The sequence below is a fragment of the Nocardioides bizhenqiangii genome (genome assembly GCF_034661235.1).
Taxonomy (GTDB): Bacteria; Actinomycetota; Actinomycetes; order Propionibacteriales; family Nocardioidaceae; genus Nocardioides; species Nocardioides bizhenqiangii.
The window spans coordinates 1,415,369-1,434,299 of the sequence record NZ_CP141059.1; the positions used below are offsets into that span (position 1 = coordinate 1,415,369).

At 71.5% G+C, this 18,931-nt stretch carries 15 protein-coding genes; 13 read left to right on the forward strand and 2 right to left on the reverse strand.

All coding sequences use genetic code 11. The features are described 5' to 3' along the window. Positions 1 to 18: 18 nt before the first annotated feature. Positions 19 to 1,587 (reverse strand): ABC-F family ATP-binding cassette domain-containing protein, encoded by a 1,569-nt coding sequence (locus SHK19_RS06940; RefSeq protein WP_322938211.1) that lies wholly within the window; start codon positions 1,585 to 1,587, stop codon positions 19 to 21. A 220-nt stretch (positions 1,588 to 1,807) separates the two neighbouring features. On the opposite strand from SHK19_RS06940, the gene serA reads away from it, so the two are divergent. Next, entirely contained in the window at positions 1,808 to 3,397 is a 1,590-nt protein-coding gene (gene serA, locus SHK19_RS06945; protein ID WP_322938212.1) for a phosphoglycerate dehydrogenase, read from the forward strand. A gap of 149 nt (positions 3,398 to 3,546) precedes the next feature. On the opposite strand, the gene yczR is transcribed toward serA, so the two are convergent. Beyond that, positions 3,547 to 4,995, reverse strand: a complete 1,449-nt coding sequence (yczR, locus tag SHK19_RS06950; protein ID WP_322938213.1) for a MocR-like transcription factor YczR — start codon at positions 4,993 to 4,995, stop codon at positions 3,547 to 3,549. A gap of 61 nt (positions 4,996 to 5,056) precedes the next feature. On the opposite strand from yczR, the gene yczE reads away from it, so the two are divergent. From yczE to SHK19_RS07010, 12 genes are all read left to right on the forward strand, one after another. Beyond that, a complete protein-coding gene (gene yczE, locus SHK19_RS06955) occupies positions 5,057 to 5,815 on the forward strand; it encodes a membrane protein YczE (protein WP_322938214.1) in 759 nt (252 codons plus the stop codon). Beyond that, on the forward strand, positions 5,812 to 6,000 hold the full coding sequence (locus SHK19_RS06960) for a hypothetical protein (RefSeq protein ID WP_322457846.1): 189 nt from the start codon (positions 5,812 to 5,814) through the stop codon (positions 5,998 to 6,000). The genes yczE and SHK19_RS06960 overlap by 4 nt, the downstream gene beginning before the upstream one ends. Positions 6,001 to 6,067: 67 nt before the next feature. Further along, positions 6,068 to 7,300 carry a toxic anion resistance protein gene (locus SHK19_RS06965; RefSeq protein WP_322457847.1) on the forward strand — a complete coding sequence of 411 codons (1,233 nt, stop codon included), beginning with the start codon at positions 6,068 to 6,070 and terminating at the stop codon, positions 7,298 to 7,300. A 3-nt stretch (positions 7,301 to 7,303) separates the two neighbouring features. Then, entirely contained in the window at positions 7,304 to 7,831 is a 528-nt protein-coding gene (locus SHK19_RS06970; RefSeq protein WP_322457848.1) for a hypothetical protein, read from the forward strand. Positions 7,832 to 7,925: 94 nt separating this feature from the next. After that, positions 7,926 to 9,644 carry an AAA family ATPase gene (locus tag SHK19_RS06975; protein WP_322938215.1) on the forward strand — a complete coding sequence of 573 codons (1,719 nt, stop codon included), beginning with the start codon at positions 7,926 to 7,928 and terminating at the stop codon, positions 9,642 to 9,644. Beyond that, a complete protein-coding gene (locus SHK19_RS06980) occupies positions 9,641 to 10,960 on the forward strand; it encodes a hypothetical protein (RefSeq protein WP_322457850.1) in 1,320 nt (439 codons plus the stop codon). Before SHK19_RS06975 ends, SHK19_RS06980 begins: the two co-directional genes overlap by 4 nt. Beyond that, entirely contained in the window at positions 10,957 to 11,946 is a 990-nt protein-coding gene (locus tag SHK19_RS06985) for a glutamate ABC transporter substrate-binding protein (protein WP_322457851.1), read from the forward strand. The genes SHK19_RS06980 and SHK19_RS06985 overlap by 4 nt, the downstream gene beginning before the upstream one ends. Positions 11,947 to 11,965: 19 nt before the next feature. Beyond that, on the forward strand, positions 11,966 to 13,075 hold the full coding sequence (locus tag SHK19_RS06990) for a hypothetical protein (RefSeq protein WP_322457852.1): 1,110 nt from the start codon (positions 11,966 to 11,968) through the stop codon (positions 13,073 to 13,075). After that, positions 13,072 to 15,459 carry a serine/threonine-protein kinase gene (locus SHK19_RS06995; protein WP_322938216.1) on the forward strand — a complete coding sequence of 796 codons (2,388 nt, stop codon included), beginning with the start codon at positions 13,072 to 13,074 and terminating at the stop codon, positions 15,457 to 15,459. The genes SHK19_RS06990 and SHK19_RS06995 overlap by 4 nt, the downstream gene beginning before the upstream one ends. Continuing rightward, positions 15,456 to 16,757: a protein phosphatase 2C domain-containing protein gene (locus tag SHK19_RS07000; RefSeq protein WP_322938217.1), complete on the forward strand. Its 1,302-nt coding sequence runs from the start codon at positions 15,456 to 15,458 to the stop codon at positions 16,755 to 16,757. The genes SHK19_RS06995 and SHK19_RS07000 overlap by 4 nt, the downstream gene beginning before the upstream one ends. Continuing rightward, positions 16,750 to 18,045 carry a vWA domain-containing protein gene (locus SHK19_RS07005; RefSeq protein WP_322457855.1) on the forward strand — a complete coding sequence of 432 codons (1,296 nt, stop codon included), beginning with the start codon at positions 16,750 to 16,752 and terminating at the stop codon, positions 18,043 to 18,045. The genes SHK19_RS07000 and SHK19_RS07005 overlap by 8 nt, the downstream gene beginning before the upstream one ends. 5 nt (positions 18,046 to 18,050) lie before the next feature. Then, on the forward strand, positions 18,051 to 18,842 hold the full coding sequence (locus tag SHK19_RS07010) for an FHA domain-containing protein (RefSeq protein ID WP_322938218.1): 792 nt from the start codon (positions 18,051 to 18,053) through the stop codon (positions 18,840 to 18,842). Positions 18,843 to 18,931: the final 89 nt, after the last annotated feature.

Below are 18,931 nucleotides of genomic sequence, written 5' to 3' on the forward strand. Positions count from 1 at the left end.
GGAGCGGCGCCGGTCGGGTCACAGGTCGACCGCGCGGTCGATGCCGATGTCCGCGAGGAAACGGTCGTCGTGCCCGGCGACGATGAGTGCGCCGCCGTACCCGGCCAGCGCCGACACCAGGGCGTCGTACGACGCGAAGTCGAGGTTGTTCGTCGGCTCGTCCAGCAGCAGCAGCCGGGGAGCCGGCTCCGCGAGCAGCAGCGCCGCGAGGCTCGCCCGGAACCGCTCGCCGCCCGACAGCGCCGCCACCTGCTTGTCGGCCGCCGAGCCGCGGAACAGGAACCGGGCCAGCCGCGCCCGGACCGCAGTGACCGAGGCATCGGGCGCGCGCAGCGCGACGTTCTCGGCCACCGTGAGGTCCTCGTCGAGCACGTCGAGGCGCTGGGGCAGCAGCCCCACGGGCACGTGCACGGTCGCGGTGCCGCCGCTGGGGCAGAGCCGGCCCGCCAGGGTGTGGAGCAGCGTCGTCTTGCCGGCACCGTTCGGTCCGGTGACGGCGATCCGTTCCGGACCCTGCACCTGGAGGTCGACGGCGGTCCCGGTGCGGAGCACGAGCTCGCGCGTCGTCAGCACCTCCTGGCCGCGGTGAACGACCGTGTCCGGCAGGTCCACCCGGATCTCCCGGTCCACGCGGAGCCGGGACTCGGCTTCGTCGAGCCGGTCGCGGGCCGCGGCGAGTCTCTCGTCGTGCACCTTGCGGTATGCCGACGCTGAGTTCTCCGCGGACCGCTTCTTGGCGCCCGACACGATCTTCGGGATCCCGCCCGCCAGCTGAGCGGCACGGCCCTGGCGCCGGCGTACGGCCAGCACCCGCTCGGCCTCTGCCCGGTCCGCGCGCTGGCGGCGCAGGTCCGAGCGAGCCGTCGTCACCGCCTGCTCGGCGGCGGCCTGCTCGGCGGCGACTTGGTCGACGTAGGAGGTGTAGCCGCCGCCGTACCACCGCACACGGCCCTCGCGCAGGTCGCCGATCCGGTCCATGCGCTCGAGGAGGTCCCGGTCGTGGGTGACCACCAGCATCGTCCCCCGCCATGAGTCGACGACGTCGTACAGGCGTTCCCGCGCGCGGGCGTCGAGGTTGTTGGTCGGCTCGTCGAGGAGGAGGACGTCGGGCCGGTCCAGCAGCACCCGCGCGAGGCCCAGCTGGGTGACCTCGCCACCGGACAGCTCGGCCGTCCGGCGCGCGAGGGTGTCGTCGGGCAGCCCGAGCCGGGCCAGCTCGGCCGCGGCCCGGTCCTCGACGTCCCAGGCGTCGCCGACGGCGTCGAGGTCGGCCTGGTCGGTCGACCCGCCCTCCACCGCGCGGATCGCGCGGAGCACGCGGGCGATGCCGAGGAACTCGGTCACCGGCTGCTCCCTGCGAAGGGTGATGTCCTGGGGGAGGTAGCCGAGCCGACCGGTCACCGCGACGTTTCCGCCCGAGGGCCGGAGCTCGCCGGCGATCAGGCGGAGCAGCGTGGACTTGCCGGAGCCGTTGGCGCCGACCAGGCCGGAACGGCCGGCGCCGACGTGCAGGTCGAGCTCGCGGAGGACGGGGGTGCCGTCGGGCCAGGCGAACGCGACCGAGGACAGGGTGATGACAGAAGACATGGAGGCTCCCGGGACGAGGTGGCGGTGCGGACAGCCTCAGAGCTCCATGTGCCTCACAGTACGAGGCCCGGCGTGGAGGACGCGACCGATTTTCGGGGGCCTGCCGCTCCTGGCCGAGGCCTGACACGAGTTCGTAACACGTTCGCCGGTCGGGTAGCGTGAACGCCGGCACAGCGTCGTGCACCGATCACCCGCACGATCCTCCCCGAAGGACAACGCTGTGACTGACCGCCCCGTCGTTCTCATCGCCGAAGAGCTCAGCCCCGCCACCGTCGAGGCGCTGGGCCCGGACTTCGAGATCCGCCACTGCAACGGCGCCGACCGAGCCGAGCTGCTGCCCGCGATCGCCGACGTCGACGCGATCCTCGTGCGCTCGGCGACCAAGGTCGACGCTGAGGCGCTGGCTGCCGCCGGCCGGCTCAAGGTCGTCGCGCGCGCCGGGGTCGGTCTGGACAACGTCGACGTGAAGGCCGCGACCCAGGCCGGCGTCATGGTCGTCAACGCGCCGACGTCCAACATCGTCTCGGCAGCCGAGCTGGCCGTCGCGCTGATGCTGGCCGCCGCCCGCAACCTCGCGCCGGCGCACGCGGCACTCAAGAACGGCGAGTGGAAGCGCTCGAAGTACAGCGGCATCGAGCTCTACGAGAAGACCGTCGGCATCGTGGGCCTCGGTCGGATCGGTCTGCTCGTCGCCCAGCGCCTCAGCGCGTTCGGGATGAACGTAGTCGCCTACGACCCCTACGTGCAGGCCGGCCGGGCCGCCCAGATGGGCGTCCGCCTGGTCGACCTTGACACCCTGCTCGCCGAGTCCGACTTCATGTCGGTGCACCTGCCCAAGACCCCCGAGACGGCCGGCCTGATCGGCGCCGACCAGCTCGCGAAGGCCAAGTCGTCGCTGGTGCTCGTGAACGCCGCCCGCGGTGGGATCGTCGACGAGGCTGCCCTCTTCGACGCGCTCAAGACCGGGCGGATCGCGGCCGCCGGGCTCGACGTGTTCGCGAAGGAGCCGTGCACCGACAGCCCGCTGTTCGAGCTGGAGAACGTCGTCGCCACCCCGCACCTCGGTGCCTCGACCGACGAGGCGCAGGAGAAGGCGGGCATCGCGGTCGCCAGGTCGGTGCGCCTCGCGCTGGCCGGTGAGCTGGTGCCCGACGCCGTCAACGTCCAGGGCGGCGTGATCGCCGAGGACGTGCGGCCCGGTATCCCGCTCACCGAGAAGCTCGGCCAGATCTTCACCGGCGTCGCCGGCGAGGTGGCCCAGCAGCTCGACGTCGAGGTCCGCGGCGAGATCACCGACCACGACGTCAAGGTGCTCGAGCTCGCGGCCCTGAAGGGCGTCTTCAGCAGCGTCGTCGAGGACCAGGTGTCTTACGTCAACGCGCCGCTGCTGGCGGCCGAGCGGGGCACCGCCGTACGCCTGGTCACCGACGCCGAGAGCCCGGACCACCGCAACCTGATCACGATCCGCGGCACCCTCGCCGACGGCTCGCAGGTCTCGGTCAGCGGCACCCTGGTCGGCATCCACCAGCGCGAGCGGCTGGTCGAGGTCAACGGCTACGACATCGACATCGAGCCGACCGACCACCTGGCGTTCTTCACCTACGACGACCGCCCCGGCATGGTCGGCACCGTCGGCCAGATCCTCGGCGACGCCCAGGTCAACATCGCCGGCATGCAGGTCTCCCGGGACACCAAGGGCGGCCAGGCGCTGGTCGCCCTTTCGGTCGACTCGGCCATCCCCGCCGAGACCCTCAGCGACATCGAGAACGCCATCTCCGCCACCTCCATCCGGGCCGTCGACCTGGTTTAGCGCGAATCGACAAGGATGGTCGTCCGAATCGACAGGGATGGTCGTCCGAATCGACAGCGATGGCGGCGCAGTTCGCGGCGTATGGACGCTGTCGTCGATTCGACGCACCATGCGTGTTGATTCGACGCGCCATGGGTGTCGATTCGGCGTCAGGCGACGAGCACGCCGGCGCGACGGTCGCGAGGGGGCGTGGCTGACTGCCCACTGACGCTGACCACGCGCCAGGCGGCTGCGATGCGTCGTACGGCTTCCTCCAGGTCCGGCACGGGGACGGTGTAGGGCAGCCGGAGGTAGCGGTCGAGGCCACCCTCGGGGGCGAACGACGGGCCGGGGGCGAGCAGGACGCCGTGCCGCTCGGCCTCGATCGACAATGCGGTCGCGCCGGCGGTGGGGAGCCGGCACCAGAGCACCATGCCGCCGGCGGGCGGGCGGAACGTCCAGTCTGGGAGCTCCGCGGTGAGGGCGGCGAAGAGTGCGTCGCGCTGCTGGCGCAGCCGCTCGCGGTGCGCGGCGAGTACGGCGTCGAACTCGCCGGTCACGAGGCGGGTCAGCACCAGCTGCTCCAGCACCGGCGCACCGAGGTCCATTCCGACCCGGGCGCGGACCAACGGGTCGACGAGGTGGTGCGGCGCCCGGATCCAGCCGAGCCGGAGGCCGCCCCAGACGCTCTTGCTGGCGCTGCCGACCGTCACCGCGTCCTTGGCGTACGACGCGAACGGGCGCTGCGGCGGTGCGCCGTCCAGCCGCAGCGTGTGGTGCGCCTCGTCGACGACCGCCGTGGCGCCGTGCCTGGCCAGGAGCTTGGCGTAAGCCGCCCGTTCCCGGTCCGGCATGACCAGGCCGGTCGGGTTGTGGTGGTCGGGCATCACGTGCACCAGCCGCGGCGACCGCCTGGCGAGCACACCGGCGATCGCCTCGAGGTCCCACCCCTCGGGGTCCAGCGGCACGGTGACGAGCCGGCCGCCGCCCGCCCGCAGCGCCTGCACGGCGTTGGGATAGGTCGGTGACTCCATCAGCACCCGGTCCCGCGGGCCGGCGAGGGCCTTGCCGACGATGGCGCTCGCGGCCAGGGCACCGGTCGTGACGATGATCTGGTCGGGGGACGTGGGCAGGCCGCGGTCGTCGTACGACGCCGCGATCCTCGCCTGCAGGTCCGGAAGTCCGGCGGGGTAGTAGCCGTGCCCGCCGAGGTGGGCGGGCAGGGCGGCCGCGGCCTCGGCGTACGCCGCGGCGATGCCCGGAGGGGCGCTCGCCGCCGCGCAGACCAGGTCGATCACGCCGCTGCTGACGTCGGTGGGCCAGAGCGCGCGGTCGTGGGCCCGGGTGGGACCGCCGGGGAGTCGGGTGAACGTGCCCGAGCCGTGCCGCGCCTCGGCGTACCCCGAGTCCCTGAGGACGGCGTACGCGCGGGTCACCGTCGTCCGGGAGACCCCGAGCTCGGTGGTCAGGTCGCGCTCGCTGGGCAGCCGGGTGCCGTAGCCGATCCGTCCGTCTCCGATCAGCTCCCGGAGCGCGTCGGCCAGACCGGTGTAGGCGGGGGACCGGTGGAAGTCGCCGACGAGGACGGCGACCCGGGCGGCGGAAATGGACTGCGACATGCAGGCCAGTAGATCACAAGTGGCTATTTGATACCAGACCACTAGTGACGATCCTTGGAGCATGTCCGCATCCGCCGAAGGTCTCGATACACGGCGTCGCGACCTCGTCCCTCGGTCGCGGCCGCACTCGACCTCCTCGCCCGACGCAGCCGCCTCGCGAGCTCGGCGTCTGCTGGTCTCGGACCTCGGCCCGGTCGCCCAGCTGCGCGCGGGTCGGCTCGGCCGGCGGCTGCCGCAGCTGGTGGTCGGTCTGGTGCTGTACGGCGTGAGCCTCGCGCTCATGGTCCGTGGCAACGTCGGCCTCGCGCCGTGGGACGTGCTGCACTCCGGCATCATCCAGCACCTGCCGATCACCCTGGGGCAGGCCGTCGTAGTGATGAGCTTCGTCGTGCTGCTGCTGTGGATCCCGCTGAAGGAGCAGCCCGGCATCGGCACCATCGCCAACGCGCTGATCGTCGGGCTCTCCGCCGACGCCACGCTGTGGGTGCTCGACGAGCCGCGGGCGCTCGCGGCGCGGATCGCCCTGATGGTCGGCGGGGTCGTGCTGTGCGGCGCGGCGTCGGGCCTCTACATCGGCGCGCAGCTCGGCCGTGGCCCCCGCGACGGGCTGATGACAGGGCTGCACCGTCGTACCGGACTGTCGCTCCGCCTGGTCCGCACCCTGCTCGAGGTGGCGGTGGTGCTCGTCGGGCTGACGCTCGGTGGAGTGCTGGGCGCCGGCACCGTCGCCTACGCCCTCACCATCGGTCCGCTCACGCAGCTGTTCCTGCCCTGGTGCCTCGTCGACATCGACCCGCCCGAGAGGGGTGATCCTTCATGACCGTCTTCCTCGTGCTGCTCGGACTGCTCGTGGTCCTCGCTGTGGCCGGCACGGTCCGCGAGGCTCGGCTCGACCGTCCTCGCGAGGTCCCGCGGTCGCGGTTCGTGCCAGCTGACTTCCGTCCGCCGGCCACGAACGGCCGTGGCCTCGACACCCGGAGCTGGGCCCGAGGTCTAGACCGCTGAATCTCTCAGGGTGGCAGTCCTGGATTTCCCCGGTGTGCGGCGTGGCGCAACTGGTTAGGCTCAGCCCATGACCACCGACGGTTCCCAGGCTGCCGCGCCCGAGCCCAGCCCGCTCGCACCCCCCGAGCCAGTGCTGACCCTCACCGCCCCCGAAGCGCCCAAGCCGGTCGCCGAGACGGCCGCACCCAAGATGGCGCCCCAAGTGTCCGCCGAGATGGTGCCCGAGCTGGACGCCAAGGTCGACAGCTTCCTCACCGCTCTCAGCACGGAGACGGTGGGAAGCCCCGGATTCGCCGCCCAGGCGGAGAACGTCCGGACCATGGGCGACGCCGACATCCGGCGCGCTGCGGAGACGTCCAACCGGATGCTCGACAAGCCGGTGTCGGCCCTCAAGAACGGCGCCATCTCGCAGAGCTCCGACGTCGGCAAGACCCTGCTCGCGCTGCGCCGTACCGTCGAGGACCTCGACCCCGGCCAGGCCAAGGGCGCCAAGAAGTTCTGGGACATGCTCCCCTTCAACGACAAGATCGAGGACTACTTCCGCAAGTACCAGTCCTCGCAGAGCCAGCTCAACGGCATCCTCCACAGCCTGCGCAGCGGCCAGGACGAGCTGACCAAGGACAACGTCGCGCTCAACCTGGAGAAGACCAACCTCTGGGCCGTGATGGGCCGCCTCAACCAGTACATCTACGTTGCGGAGCGGCTCGACGCGAAGCTCTCGGCGAAGATCGCCGAGATGGAGCTGACCGACCCCGAGGGCGCCAAGACGCTGAGCCAGGACGTGCTGTTCTACGTCCGCCAGAAGCACCAGGACCTGCTGACCCAGCTGGCGGTCTCGATCCAGGCCTACCTGGCGATCGACATCATCATCAAGAACAACATCGAGCTCATCAAGGGCGTCGACCGGGCCACCACGACCACGATGTCCGCGCTGCGGACCGCGGTGATCGTCGCCCAAGCGCTGACCAACCAGAAGCTGGTGCTCGACCAGATCACGGCGCTCAACACTACGACGTCGACGATGATCCAGCGGACCTCGGAGATGCTCAAGGAGAACTCCGCGAAGATCCAGGAGCAGGCCGCCTCGTCGACGATCGGCATGGAGCAGCTGCAGGCCGCGTTCGCCAACATCTACGCGACGATGGACTCGATCGACGAGTTCAAGCTCAAGGCGCTCGACACCATGTCGACCACCATCGGTGTCCTCGAGACCGAGGTCGAGAAGTCCAAGTCCTACCTCGAGCGGGTCCAGAAGCACGACCAGCGCAACGCCGCCGGCACTCTCGACATCAGGGCCTGACGGGTGGGGCTGGGGTCGTGGTTCCGGAAGATCCGCGGCAAGGACAACAACGATGGAGGGGCCGCGGAGTACGTCGCTCCGCCCCCGCCGACCGACAAGGACATCCTGGCGGCGCTCAACCGCGTCAACGCGATGCTGCGTGAGGGGAATGCGCCCCCGGTCGTGATCTCGCGGGTGGTGCGGATCGCGCGCACCATCCACCAGACGCTGCCGCGGCTGAACGACCTCGGCCCGGGCAGCCAGGACGGCTACTCGCTGATGGCGACCGCGACCGACTACCTCCCCGAGGCGGTGGGTGGCTACCTGCGGCTCCCGCGGGAGTGGGCCGACACGCGCCCGATCGACGGCAACAAGACCTCGCTCATGGTCCTGATCGAGCAGCTCGAGCTGCTGGGAGTGACGATGGACAAGATCTTCGACGCGGCCAACCGCGCCGACGCCCAGGCGCTGATCGCTCACGGCCGGTTCCTCGAAGCCAAGTTCGGCCACTCCTCCACGGGCGGCCCCGACCTGACCCTAGGAACACCATGAACTCACCCCACGAAGTTCTTCTCCTCCAAGTGGCCGCGGGGCAGCAGCGAACCTGCGCGGTCTATCCTCCGAACAACTTCGCGGGGACCCCGAGATGAGCGACTCGTTGAGAGACTGCCTCGACGCGCTCGCCGCCGCGGCCCGCGCCGCCGGTGTCGACGAAGCCACCGCGCGCGCGGAGGGCGAAGCGCTCGCCGCGACGGTGGCAGAGCGCTCGAAGGGCGCGTTCGCCGACTGGTGCGAGCAGGTCGGCAAGCCGGGGGCGACCGAGGAGTTCTTCCTCGCCGCCAAGCAGGGCAACCGGTTCCGGGGCGGGCCCACGCCCCTGATGGGGCAGCTGGCGGTGAACAAGTCCGAGCAGGCGCCGTCGTACGCCAAGGCGCTGGGCGAGGTTGCCCTCGCCGCGACGCTGCTGGGCCAGCCCGGTCCGGAGGCGGTCGGCACCGCCGCGATGGTCACCTCCGCACAGCTCGGCGAGGCGCGCGCGCTCACGCCGTCACCCACCGCCCCCGGCGCGTTCGACCTGCCGGGCCGCGAACCGGTCCCCGGGGTCGGCGACGACATGCTCGACCAGGTGCGCCGGATGGGCGACCAGGTACGACGCCAGCTCGAGGCAATCAATATCGGGGCTGGTGCCGGCCTCGCGCCCGGGCCGGACACATCAACCCTGTCGTCCGCGCCTGCCGACGCCGACACGGCGGGTCTCGATACGCCCTCTCCTAGCGGCTCGGGCTACTCGACCACCGACGGTGGCGCGCAGACCGCGACCCAGAGCCCCGACAAACCGGCGCCGGAGGAGCAGAAGCCTGAGGAGCCGACAAAGACCGTCGAGGAGCTGCTCGCCGAGCTCGACGCGATGATCGGGCTCGACAACGTCAAGGGCGAGATCCACCGGCAGGCCGCCGTGCTGCGGGTCGAGGGGCTGCGCAAGAAGGCCGGGCTCGACACGCCGACCATCACCCGACACCTGGTCTTCAACGGCAACCCGGGCACCGGCAAGACCACGGTCGCGCGGCTGGTCGCGGGGATCTACCGCGCGCTCGGGCTGCTGTCGAAGGGGCAGCTGGTCGAGGTCGACCGGTCGGAGCTGGTGGCCGGCTATCTCGGCCAGACCGCGCAGAAGACCGCCGAGGTCGTGAAGTCCGCCGAGGGGGGCGTGCTCTTCATCGACGAGGCCTACTCGCTGTCGGGTGACCAGTACGGCAAGGAGGCCATCGACACGCTGGTCAAGGAGATGGAGGACAAGCGCGACGACCTGGTCGTGATCGTCGCCGGCTACCCGTTGCCGATGGCGATCTTCATCTCCGAGAACCCCGGGCTCGAGAGCCGGTTCCGGACGATGATCGAGTTCGAGAACTACACCGACGGCGAGCTGGTCCGGATCTTCGAGCAGATGGCCGAGGGCGCGGACTACGACACCGACGAGGCCGTCCTCGCCCGGCTCCGGGAGATGCTCGCCGAGGCGCCGCGGGGTCCCTCGTTCGGCAACGCGCGCTACGTGCGCAACGTGCTCGAGGCAGCCATCGGCCACCACGCCTGGCGACTTCGCGACATCGCCGAGCCGACGCTGGAGCAGCTGCGCTCGCTCGACGCTGCCGACCTGGTGGTGCCGGAGGATGACGAGGCCGAGCAGTCAGAGGACCCGGTCGTCGCCGAGGACGGCACGCTGCTGCCGCCGGCCGACGCGGAACCCGGCGAGGTGGTCGACGCGTTGGAACCAGGTGACGAGGCCGCCCCGGCCGAGCAACCCGCGGAGACGCCGATCGACGCCGCCGAGCCGACCGTCGAGGTCGACAAGAAGGAGACCCCATGAGCCAGTCCGCGACGGCACCCCCGCCGCCGGCGGCCCAGCCGGCGCCCGCTCCGCCGGCGCCTGCGGCACCACCGAAGAAGCGCTTCTGGCCCGCGCCCACCGGCAAGCCGGTGGGCGCCGGTGTCGAGGACACCCCTGGCCTGCTCAACCGGCTGCAGGTGATCGGCGTGGCCGCCGTGTTGATCTTCGGCCTGGCGAGCGCGCTGATCCAGTACCTCTCCTTCGAGGCTGACGGCCGCGCCGCCGACGACACCGAGCAGCTGGTGCGGGTCCAGGAGATCCAGACGACGCTGCTGCGCGCCGATGCCATCGCGACCAACCTCGCGCTGCTCGGTGGCTCCGGTGACCCGCAGCAGATCGCCGACCGTGACGCCGCCTACGACGAGGCGATCGCGGACGTCTTCACCCTCATCACCCAGGCAGCCGAGGCGCAGCCAGCGGACGAGGAAGCGCTGTCGGCCCTCAACGTGGCGGTCAGCGAGTACGCGACCGCGATCGCCGAAGCGCGGTCGAACCTGCGGCAGAACTTTCCTGTCGGCAAGGAGTACCTGAGCGGCGGCAGCTCCGCCCTCAGGTCCGACGCCCTGCCGATCCTGGAGAACCTGGTCACCGCCAACTCCGAACGTGCCGAGGAGTCGATGAACGGCCAGCACCCGTTCTGGTTGCTGCTGATCGGCGCGGTCACTGTCGGCGTCCTCATCTGGGTGAGCCTGGTGCTGGCCCAGCGCTTCCGCCGGTATGTCAACGTCGGTGTAGCCGTCGCCGCGGTCCTGGTGCTCGTCACCACCCTGGTTGCGGCCGTCGCCGCCTGGCGTGGGGACAGTCAGAACGAGGGACTGCTCGACGACGAGCTCACGAAGGCCGTTGACCAGGCGGAGGCGCGCACCGCCGGCAACGACGCCAAGGCATACGAGAGCCTGAGGTTGGTCAAACGCGGGTCGGGCACCACCTACGAGCCGCTCTGGCAGGAGTCGGCCGAGGTCGTCGTGGACACGGCGGACACGTCGATCCTCCCCGACTGGGAGGCGTACGTCGCGAGGCACAACCAGATCGTGCGCAACGACGACCAGGACTTCCGTGGACCGGCATTGCGAGTCGCGACCGCCGACGACGCGAGCGGGTCCAACCAGCCGTTCACCGACTTCGACGAAGCGGCCCAGAAGCTCGTTGACGACAACTCCGAAACCACGACGGACGAGCTGAGAGCGGGGCGCGCTGCCGCGTTGGTCGGCAGCATCCTCACCCTGCTGCTCGGACTTCTGGCAGCTGTTGCGGTCGTCCGAGGGATCGGCGCCCGGAGAAGGGAGTACTCATGACCGTCGCGATGAGGCTGGCAGCAGTCGCGTTGGCCGCGGCGCTCCTTGCGGGCTGTGGCTACGAGGACACGCCGCTCCCGGAGGAGCCCGAGGCGTCGGCGGCCACGAGCGCGCCGGACTGCGAGACCCCGGACGAGTCCGGCACCGACCCGGTCGCGTCCTACCACCCCGGTGAAGGCGTGCCGACCGGACCCAAGCTGGACGAGATCCGAGCTCGCGGCCGTCTGATCGTGGGCGTTTCGGCGGACACCTACCTGATGGCGTCGGAGAACCCCGAGGAGGGCAACCGCATCGAGGGCTTCGACATCGAGTTCGCGAAGGAGATCGGCAGCGCCATCTTCGGCTCTGACTTCAACGCGGGTCGAAACCTGGAGCTCCGGGTCATCACCGCATCGCAGCGGATCCCACTGCTGACTGCAGGTGACCTCGACCTCGTGATCCGCAACTTCACGATCAACAGTCAGCGGTGGGGCTGCATCGCCTTCTCGGCGGAGTACTACCACTCGGGTCAGAAGGTTCTGGTCGGCGCGTCCCTGGCCGACGACGACGAGGAGAACGGCGAGTACCGGGACCCGTCGGACCTGGCCGGCTTGCGCGTCTGCGCACCGACCGGGTCGACCAGCCTCGTCAACATCGAGGAGGCGGAGCCGGACGCGAAGATCGAGCCGGCGGTGAATCACACCGGCTGCCTGGTCAAGTTCCAGCGGGGCGAGGTGGACGCGATCACGGGCGACGACACGGTCCTCGCCGGGTTGGCGGCCCAGGATCCCTACGCCGTCGTACCGGACCAGGAGCCTCTGAGCGACGAGCCGTACGGTATCGGAGCCAACCAGGAGGACATCGACCTGGTTCGCTTCGTCAACTACGTGCTGGCGGAGATGAGGGACGGCGAGTGGGAGGCCGCGTACGAACGCTGGCTTCAGCCGGTCCTCGACCCCGAGGGGGACGACGACGTCGTCCAGCCGACACCGACCTACGGACGCTAGGACCGGAAACCTCTACCCCATGACCACCGCACCTACCGCCCCAGGACGGCTCGGCGAGGCCATCGAGCCGGCGCTCATCCAGCGCTACCTCGCCGAGCTGGACTCCTGGCTGCGCACCCGCAAGGACGAGCTCGACGAGCTCGACCGCGCTGCGCTGGCGGCGGGACGGGGGGAGGAGGTGGCGAGCGACATGTCGCTGACCCTGGCGATGTGGCAGGCGATCCACGACCGCTACCAGCTGGTCTTCGCGACCTGGGACGGCGGCCGGGTGCTCCAGCAGGAGCGGGAGCGGATCTCGGCGCTGATCTGGGGCCGGCTCGACGGAGCGTCCGGGATGCCGGGCGGGCTCGCGGTCTCGCTTCCCGAAGCGTGCCGCCTCAACGACGCGCTGACCGGCCAGCTGCGCACCAAGCTGGCACTCGCCCATGACGCAACGGAGCAGGTGGCCCGGATCCGCGAGCTGCGCGCCCAGCTGGAGCGGATCCGCGACCAGGTGGGTCTCGAGCCGGCAACGACGCGCGACAAGTCGGTCAACACGCTCGCCGGCCTGATGGCGCGGCTGGAGCAGGTCAGCGACCGCGCCGAGCGGGGCGCCGACGTGGGCGGCATGCTCGGCCCGATCGAGATCGAGGCGACGACGTTCGAGCGCGACCTCATCGTCGGCAACGCCCGTCGCCGCGACGCCCGCTCCAAGGTGATCTCGGCCCGCGAGCTGCGCGCCGACCTCGAGGCACGGGAGCAGGCGGTGGAGAAGCTCGCGGCGCAGTGTGTGGCCACCGTCGACACCGCGCCCCGCTACGCGGTCCCTGACGTCGAAGCACTCGGTCCGGTACCGGTGACGCCCGACGAGATCGACGACTACCTGCAACGGTTGGACCGGGTGTCCCAGGCGCTCGAGTTCGCCCAGCACAAGTACGCCGACGCGCTCGCCCAGCACACCGACCTGGTCGCGCTGCTCGACGCCTACGTCGCCAAGGCCAGGGCCCAAGGGGTGGCCGACAGCCCCGACCTCGTCGAGAGTGAGCGGCAGGCCCGCGCCGTCCTCGCTCGCACCCCAGCACCGATGTCCGTCGCCCAGCAGCTGGTCGCGACCTACCAGACGTGGCTTCAGAAGGAGACCGCCCAGTGAGCACCTGCACGCAGCCCGGATGCACCGGCAGCATCCTCGACGGCTACTGCGACGTCTGCGGTTCCCCGGGAGATCCCGGTGCCTCGGCAGGGTCGGTCAGCGCGGTCCCGACCGCCACGGTCGGGGCGCCCGCGACCGGCACCGCGCCGGCGCAGCCGGTCCCGAACGGCGCTCCCTGCGGCCAGCCCGGCTGCACCGGCAAGATCCTCGACGGCTACTGCGACGTGTGCGGCACCGCCGCCGGTGCACCGGCGGCGCCGGTCGCGGCTCAGGCCGACCCCGTCTCCGACCACGGCGCCTCGGTCGCCACCTCGGCCAGCCGCGTCCAGTCGGCGGCGATCGGCTCCAAACGCGCCGGCAGCAGCGGCACCGGCTCCACCCGCCGCACTCGCGCCGGGAGCCAGCGGATGCGTGCCGCGCGGCTCGGCGCCGGTCTCACCTCGGTCCCGCCCGCGCCGCCGGTCGACGCCGCCAAGGCGATCATGGCGCACGCCCAGGTGCCCGAGGACAAGCGCTTCTGCTCGAAGTGCGGCAACAAGGTCGGCCGCAGCATCGACGGCACGCCGGGCCGCCCCGAAGGGTTCTGTGCGCACTGCGGACAGGCGTTCTCGTTCACGCCGAAGCTGCAGCAGGGCGACCTCGTCGCCGGGCAGTACGAAGTGGCCGGGGCGCTCGCGCACGGCGGTCTCGGCTGGATCTACCTCGCTCGCGACCGCAACGTCTCCAACCGGTGGGTGGTGCTCAAGGGCCTGCTCAACTCCGGTGACCCCGACGCGCTGGCCGCCGCGATCGCCGAGCAGCAGTTCCTTGCCCAGGTCGAGCACCCGGCGATCGTGGAGATCTACAACTTCGTGACCCACGAAGGCGCCGGCTACATCGTCATGGAGTACGTCGGCGGAAAGTCGCTCAAGCAGATCCTCAAGGACCGGATGCGGGCCAACAACGGCAGCTACGACCCGCTGCCGGTCGACCAGGCGCTCGCCTACATCCTCGAGCTGCTGCCGGCGTTCCAGTACCTGCACGACCTCGGTCTGGTCTACTGCGACTTCAAGCCCGACAACATGATCCAGGTCGGCGACGCGATGAAGCTGATCGACCTGGGAGGCGTGCGGCGGATCGACGACCAGGAGTCGGCGATCTACGGCACGGTCGGCTACCAGGCTCCCGAGGTGGCCGAGGTCGGCCCGTCGGTCGCCTCGGACGTCTACACGATCGGCCGCACCCTGCTGGTGCTCACGATGGAGTTCCGCGGCTACCAGGGCACCTACCTCCACAGCCTGCCGCCGGTCGACCAGACGCCGCTGTTCCAGCAGCAGGACTCGCTCTACCACCTGGTCGCCAAGTGCTGTGCCGCCGATCCGGCCGACCGGTTCGCGTCGGTCGACGAGCTGCGCACCCAGCTGCTCGGCGTGCTGCGGGAGGTCGTCGCGAGGAACCGGCAGGGTACGGCGCTCACGTCGGCCGCGTCCGTGCTGTTCGAGTCGCCGGCGATCGCGCGTCCGATCACCAGCTGGGACCACCTTCCCAAGCTGCGCGAGGACACCACCGACCCGCAGTACGGCTGGCTCTCCACGATCAGCGACGAGAACCCCCGCCAGCGGCTGAAGGACCTCGACAAGGCGCCCGAGGACAGTGCCGAGGTGTGGCTGGCGCGCTGCAAGGCGGCCCTCGAGCTCGGGGAGTCCGCGGCCACCAAGAGCTATGCCGGCAACCTGCTGGCGGCCGACCCGTGGGAGTGGCGGGCGCTCTGGATGGAGGGCCTCGCCGCCGTGCAGCAGGACGACTGGGAGACCGCGAAGGCCTCCTTCAACGCCGTCTACCAGCAGGTGCCGGGTGAGCTCGCACCCAAGCTGGCCCTCGCGTTCGCCTGCGAGGAGGGTGGCCAGCCGGAGGTCGCCGAGGCGCTCTACCAGACCTGCGCCGCGACCGACGCGACGTACGTCGCTCCTTCCGCCTTCGGGATGGCCCGGGTGCGCGCCGCCCGCCGGGACACCGCCGGCGCGGTCGCCGCGCTCGACCTGGTGCCCACGACCAGCCGGGGCTACACCGAGAGCCGCCAGCAGCGGGCGGAGGTGCTGCTCGCCGGAAGCGCGATGGATCTCGCCGTCCTCGACCAGGCGCTGCGGACGATCGAGAGCTCGTCGGTCGACGGTCCGACCCGCCAGCGCTACACCGTGCGGATCCTCAAGGAGGCGCTGCCCGTCGTGGCGAAGAACCCGCCGCGCAAGGGCGTCACCATCGGCTCGGTCCAGGCGTCCGAGCACCACATCAGGACCGGACTGGAGAACGCCCTGCGCCTCCTCGCCCGCGAAGCACACGACCTCGACGAGCGCGTGGACCTGGTCAACCAGGCGAACGCCGTACGGAACTGGAGCCTCACATGACCGAACAGGACACCGGGTCGGTCGGCGCGCGGGAGACGGCGTGTCCGTCCTGCGGGGCGGGAGTGCCCACGGGTGCCCGCTTCTGCGAGTCGTGCGGTGCCCAGGTCGGCGACGCACCGGCGCCGGCAGCGACGTTGACGCCGCCGACGATGGTGCCGGCCGACGACCTCGGTGACGCGCCGATCAGCGCGCCGACCCGTCGACCGGCGCACGCGCTGCCGGACCCGCCTCCCGACCCGGGCCGCCGCCCGTGCGGCAACTGCGGGGGAGAGGTCGGGCCCGACCTCTACTGCCTGTCCTGCGGCACCAAGGCACCCAGCGAGCGCGACCACTTCCGCGAGACGCCGGCCTCGTGGGTCGCCGGCGTGTGCGACAAGGGCGTGAAGAAGAGCCGCAACGAGGACGCGATGGCGCTGCTCGCCGGCGAGCAGCCCGGATCGCGGGCCGTCCTGGTCGTCCTCGACGGCGTCTCCAACCTGGTCGACTCCGACGTCGCGTCCCTCGCCGGTGCCCGAGCGGCGCGCGAGGTGCTGCGGACGCCCCTGCCCGCCGGCATGGGCACGCCGCAGGGCCGCGACGCAGCGGTGGCCAAGGTCTTCACCGATGCCGCTGCGGCGGCCAACACGGCGATCATCGCGGTCACCGACCCCGACGAGCCCAACCCGGCGTCGGCGACGTTCACGGTCGCGGTGCTCGAGGGCACCCGGATCAGCCACGCCAACATCGGCGACTCCCGCTGCTACTGGCTTCCCGACGATGGTGAGCCGGTGCAGCTCACGGTCGACGACTCGGTGGCACAAGCCCAGATCGCCTCCGGAGTGGCCAAGGAGGTCGCGGAGACCGGCGAGTTCGCCCACGCGATCACCAAGTGGCTCGGGCGTGACTCGCAGGACTTCGTGCCGGTCGTCGGCAGCCTCGAGGTCACCGGGCCGGGCTGGCTGCTCGCCTGCTCCGACGGGCTGTGGAACTACGCGTCCGCGCCGACCGCGCTCCGCGAGCAGATCCAGGCGGCCACCGCGACCGACCCCGAGGGGATCGCGCTCGAGCTGGTGGCGTTCGCCAACGCGGCGGGCGGCCACGACAACATCACCGCCGCGCTCGCCCGGGTGGGGCCGCTGCCCGAGGCGGCACCCCCGCCGCAGCCCGCGACGACCGCCGCCACGCCGACCGAGCCGACCGAGCCGGCGGGCGCCGTACCGCCGCCGCCACCACCGGTGCAGAATGCCGGTACGCCGCCCGCACCGCCGACGACCCCGAGCACCGAGGCAGCAGGAGAGGGAGTCCCGACCGATGGCTGAGTTCACCACCGCCGTCTTCCAGAACGAGTTCCTGCCGGACGGCGGGACCGACGTCAACGCGATCGTCACCATCGCCTGCAAGGGGGCCGGCACCGCCGGCCAGTCCGGCTCGGGTGACGCCGGCGAGATCATCATCGTCGACACGTCCGGCTCGATGGGTCCGGCGACGATGGCCGCCGCGAAGGACGCCGCGCAGGCGGCACTGTCGGAGATCGTCGACGGCACCTGGTTCGCCATCATCGCCGGCGCCGACCGGGCGATGCTCGCCTACCCGCCGGTGACGAGCGGGCCGGCCCTGGTGCAGATGAACGCCGAGACCAGGCAGGAGGGGTCGGCCGCGATCAGCCGCTTCGTCGGCAGCGGCGGTACGGCGATCTCCACCTGGCTCGACCTCGCCGGCCAGATCTTCGCGTCCGTCCCGCAGGTGACCCAGCGTCACGCCCTGCTGCTCACCGACGGCGAGAACCGGGAGCGTCCGGGACGACTCGACGAGGCGATCAACCGCGCCACCGGCTACTACCAGTGCGACTGCCGCGGCGCCGGCACCGACTGGCAGGTCGCCGAGATCAGGCGGATCGCGCAGGCCCTGCTCGGCACCGTCGACATCATCCCGAGGCCCGACGAGATGCGGGCGCAGTTCCAGGAGATCATGCGGGCCTCGATGGCTCGCGGCGTGGCCGACGCCAAGCTCCGGGTCTGGACGCCGCAGGGCGCCCAGGTCCTCTTCGTGCGCCAGGTCGCCCCGACCCTGGAAGACCTCACCGACCGCGGGGTGGCGGTCAACCCGCTGACCCGCGACTTCCCGACCGGTGCCTGGGCCGACGAGTCCCGCGACTACCACATCGCCGTGCGGGTCGCGGCGAAGGCGGTCGGGCAGGAGCAGCTCGCCGCGCGGGTGCAGCTCGCGCTCGGTGAGAACGTCGTGACCCAGGGCCTGGTCAAGGCGACCTGGTCGAGCAACTCCGAGCTCACCACCCGCATCGACAAGCAGGTCGCCCACTACACCGGCCAGACCGAGCTCGCGGCCATGATCCAGGAAGGCCTGGCCGCCAAGGCCGCCGGTGACGAGGCGACCGCGACGACCAAGCTCGGTCGCGCCGTGCAGCTCGCCGCGGAGACCGGCAACGACGAGGCGACCTCGAAGCTGCGCAAGGTTGTCGACGTCGAGAACGAGGCCGACGGGACGGTGCGGTTGAAGCGGGCGGTCGACAAGGCCGACGAGATGGCGCTGGACACCGCGTCGACGAAGACGACCCGGGTCCGCAAGGACTCGACATCCGGGAGCTGAGCCCCTTGCCGACCTGCCCCTCGGGCCACGACTCGACCGCCGACGACTACTGCGACGTCTGCGGCCTGCCGATCACCGACGCCGGCTCCGCGCCGCCGCCGGCCGGCGACGCACCCGCCGCGCCGCCGGAGACGGACGTGCCGACCCCGGCCGCGCCGGCCGGGGCGACGTGCCCGAACTGCTCGGCGCTCAATCCGGAGAACGCCCTCTTCTGCGAGGCCTGCGGCTACGACTTCACGACCGGCCAGGCTCCGCGGACGCCGTCGCCGCTCGACCTGGACGCGGCCGCTCCACCCGCCACGTCGACGCCCTCGCCGCCGCCGGCCGAGGCCACGCCCGCCGCCGGAGACCCGCCGACCAGCGAGGCGCAGCGGTCGATCGCGCCGCCGCTCACCGACGCCTGGATGGCCGAGGTCTGGATCGACCCCGACTGGTACGCCGAGCAGGACTCCTCCGACCCGCTCCCGTCCGCAGGCGTGCCGACCGTCGTACCGCTGAAGACGACGTCGATCCTCGTCGGCCGCACCTCCCGCAGCCGCAACATCCATCCCGACATCGACCTGTCGACCGACAACGGGATCAGCCGCCGGCACTGCCAGTTCACGACCGACGGCAGCCGGTGGTGGGTCGAGGACCTCGGCTCCTCCAACGGCACCTACGTCGGCGGCCCGATCGGCCCGTTGCCGACCCAGCCGCTGTCGCCGGGGGCGAAGCGCGAGATCGCCGCCGACGAGCGGGTCTACCTCGGCGCCTGGAGCCGCATCGTGATCCGCAAGGCCGCCCCAGGGGAGCTCTGAGTTGAACTGCCCGAGCGTGTCGCAGACGGCGCGGCACCGCCCGGACCATCGCTTCGCTCGGCCCGCGGGCGCCGCGCCGTGCGGCTTCG

Bases quoted from the DNA above. Each gene is read 5' to 3' on its own strand.
- SHK19_RS06980 (WP_322457850.1), top strand. From the start codon at position 9,641: ATGAGCCAGTCCGCGACGGCACCCCCGCCGCCGGCGGCCCAGCCGGCG.
- SHK19_RS06975 (WP_322938215.1), top strand. From the start codon at position 7,926: ATGAGCGACTCGTTGAGAGACTGCCTCGACGCGCTCGCCGCCGCGGCC.
- yczR (WP_322938213.1), bottom strand. From the start codon at position 4,995: ATGTCGCAGTCCATTTCCGCCGCCCGGGTCGCCGTCCTCGTCGGCGAC.
- SHK19_RS06990 (WP_322457852.1), top strand. From the start codon at position 11,966: ATGACCACCGCACCTACCGCCCCAGGACGGCTCGGCGAGGCCATCGAG.
- SHK19_RS07005 (WP_322457855.1), top strand. From the start codon at position 16,750: ATGGCTGAGTTCACCACCGCCGTCTTCCAGAACGAGTTCCTGCCGGAC.
- SHK19_RS07000 (WP_322938217.1), top strand. From the start codon at position 15,456: ATGACCGAACAGGACACCGGGTCGGTCGGCGCGCGGGAGACGGCGTGT.
- SHK19_RS06960 (WP_322457846.1), top strand. From the start codon at position 5,812: ATGACCGTCTTCCTCGTGCTGCTCGGACTGCTCGTGGTCCTCGCTGTG.
- SHK19_RS06940 (WP_322938211.1), bottom strand. From the start codon at position 1,587: ATGTCTTCTGTCATCACCCTGTCCTCGGTCGCGTTCGCCTGGCCCGAC.
- yczE (WP_322938214.1), top strand. From the start codon at position 5,057: ATGTCCGCATCCGCCGAAGGTCTCGATACACGGCGTCGCGACCTCGTC.
- SHK19_RS06985 (WP_322457851.1), top strand. From the start codon at position 10,957: ATGACCGTCGCGATGAGGCTGGCAGCAGTCGCGTTGGCCGCGGCGCTC.
- SHK19_RS06965 (WP_322457847.1), top strand. From the start codon at position 6,068: ATGACCACCGACGGTTCCCAGGCTGCCGCGCCCGAGCCCAGCCCGCTC.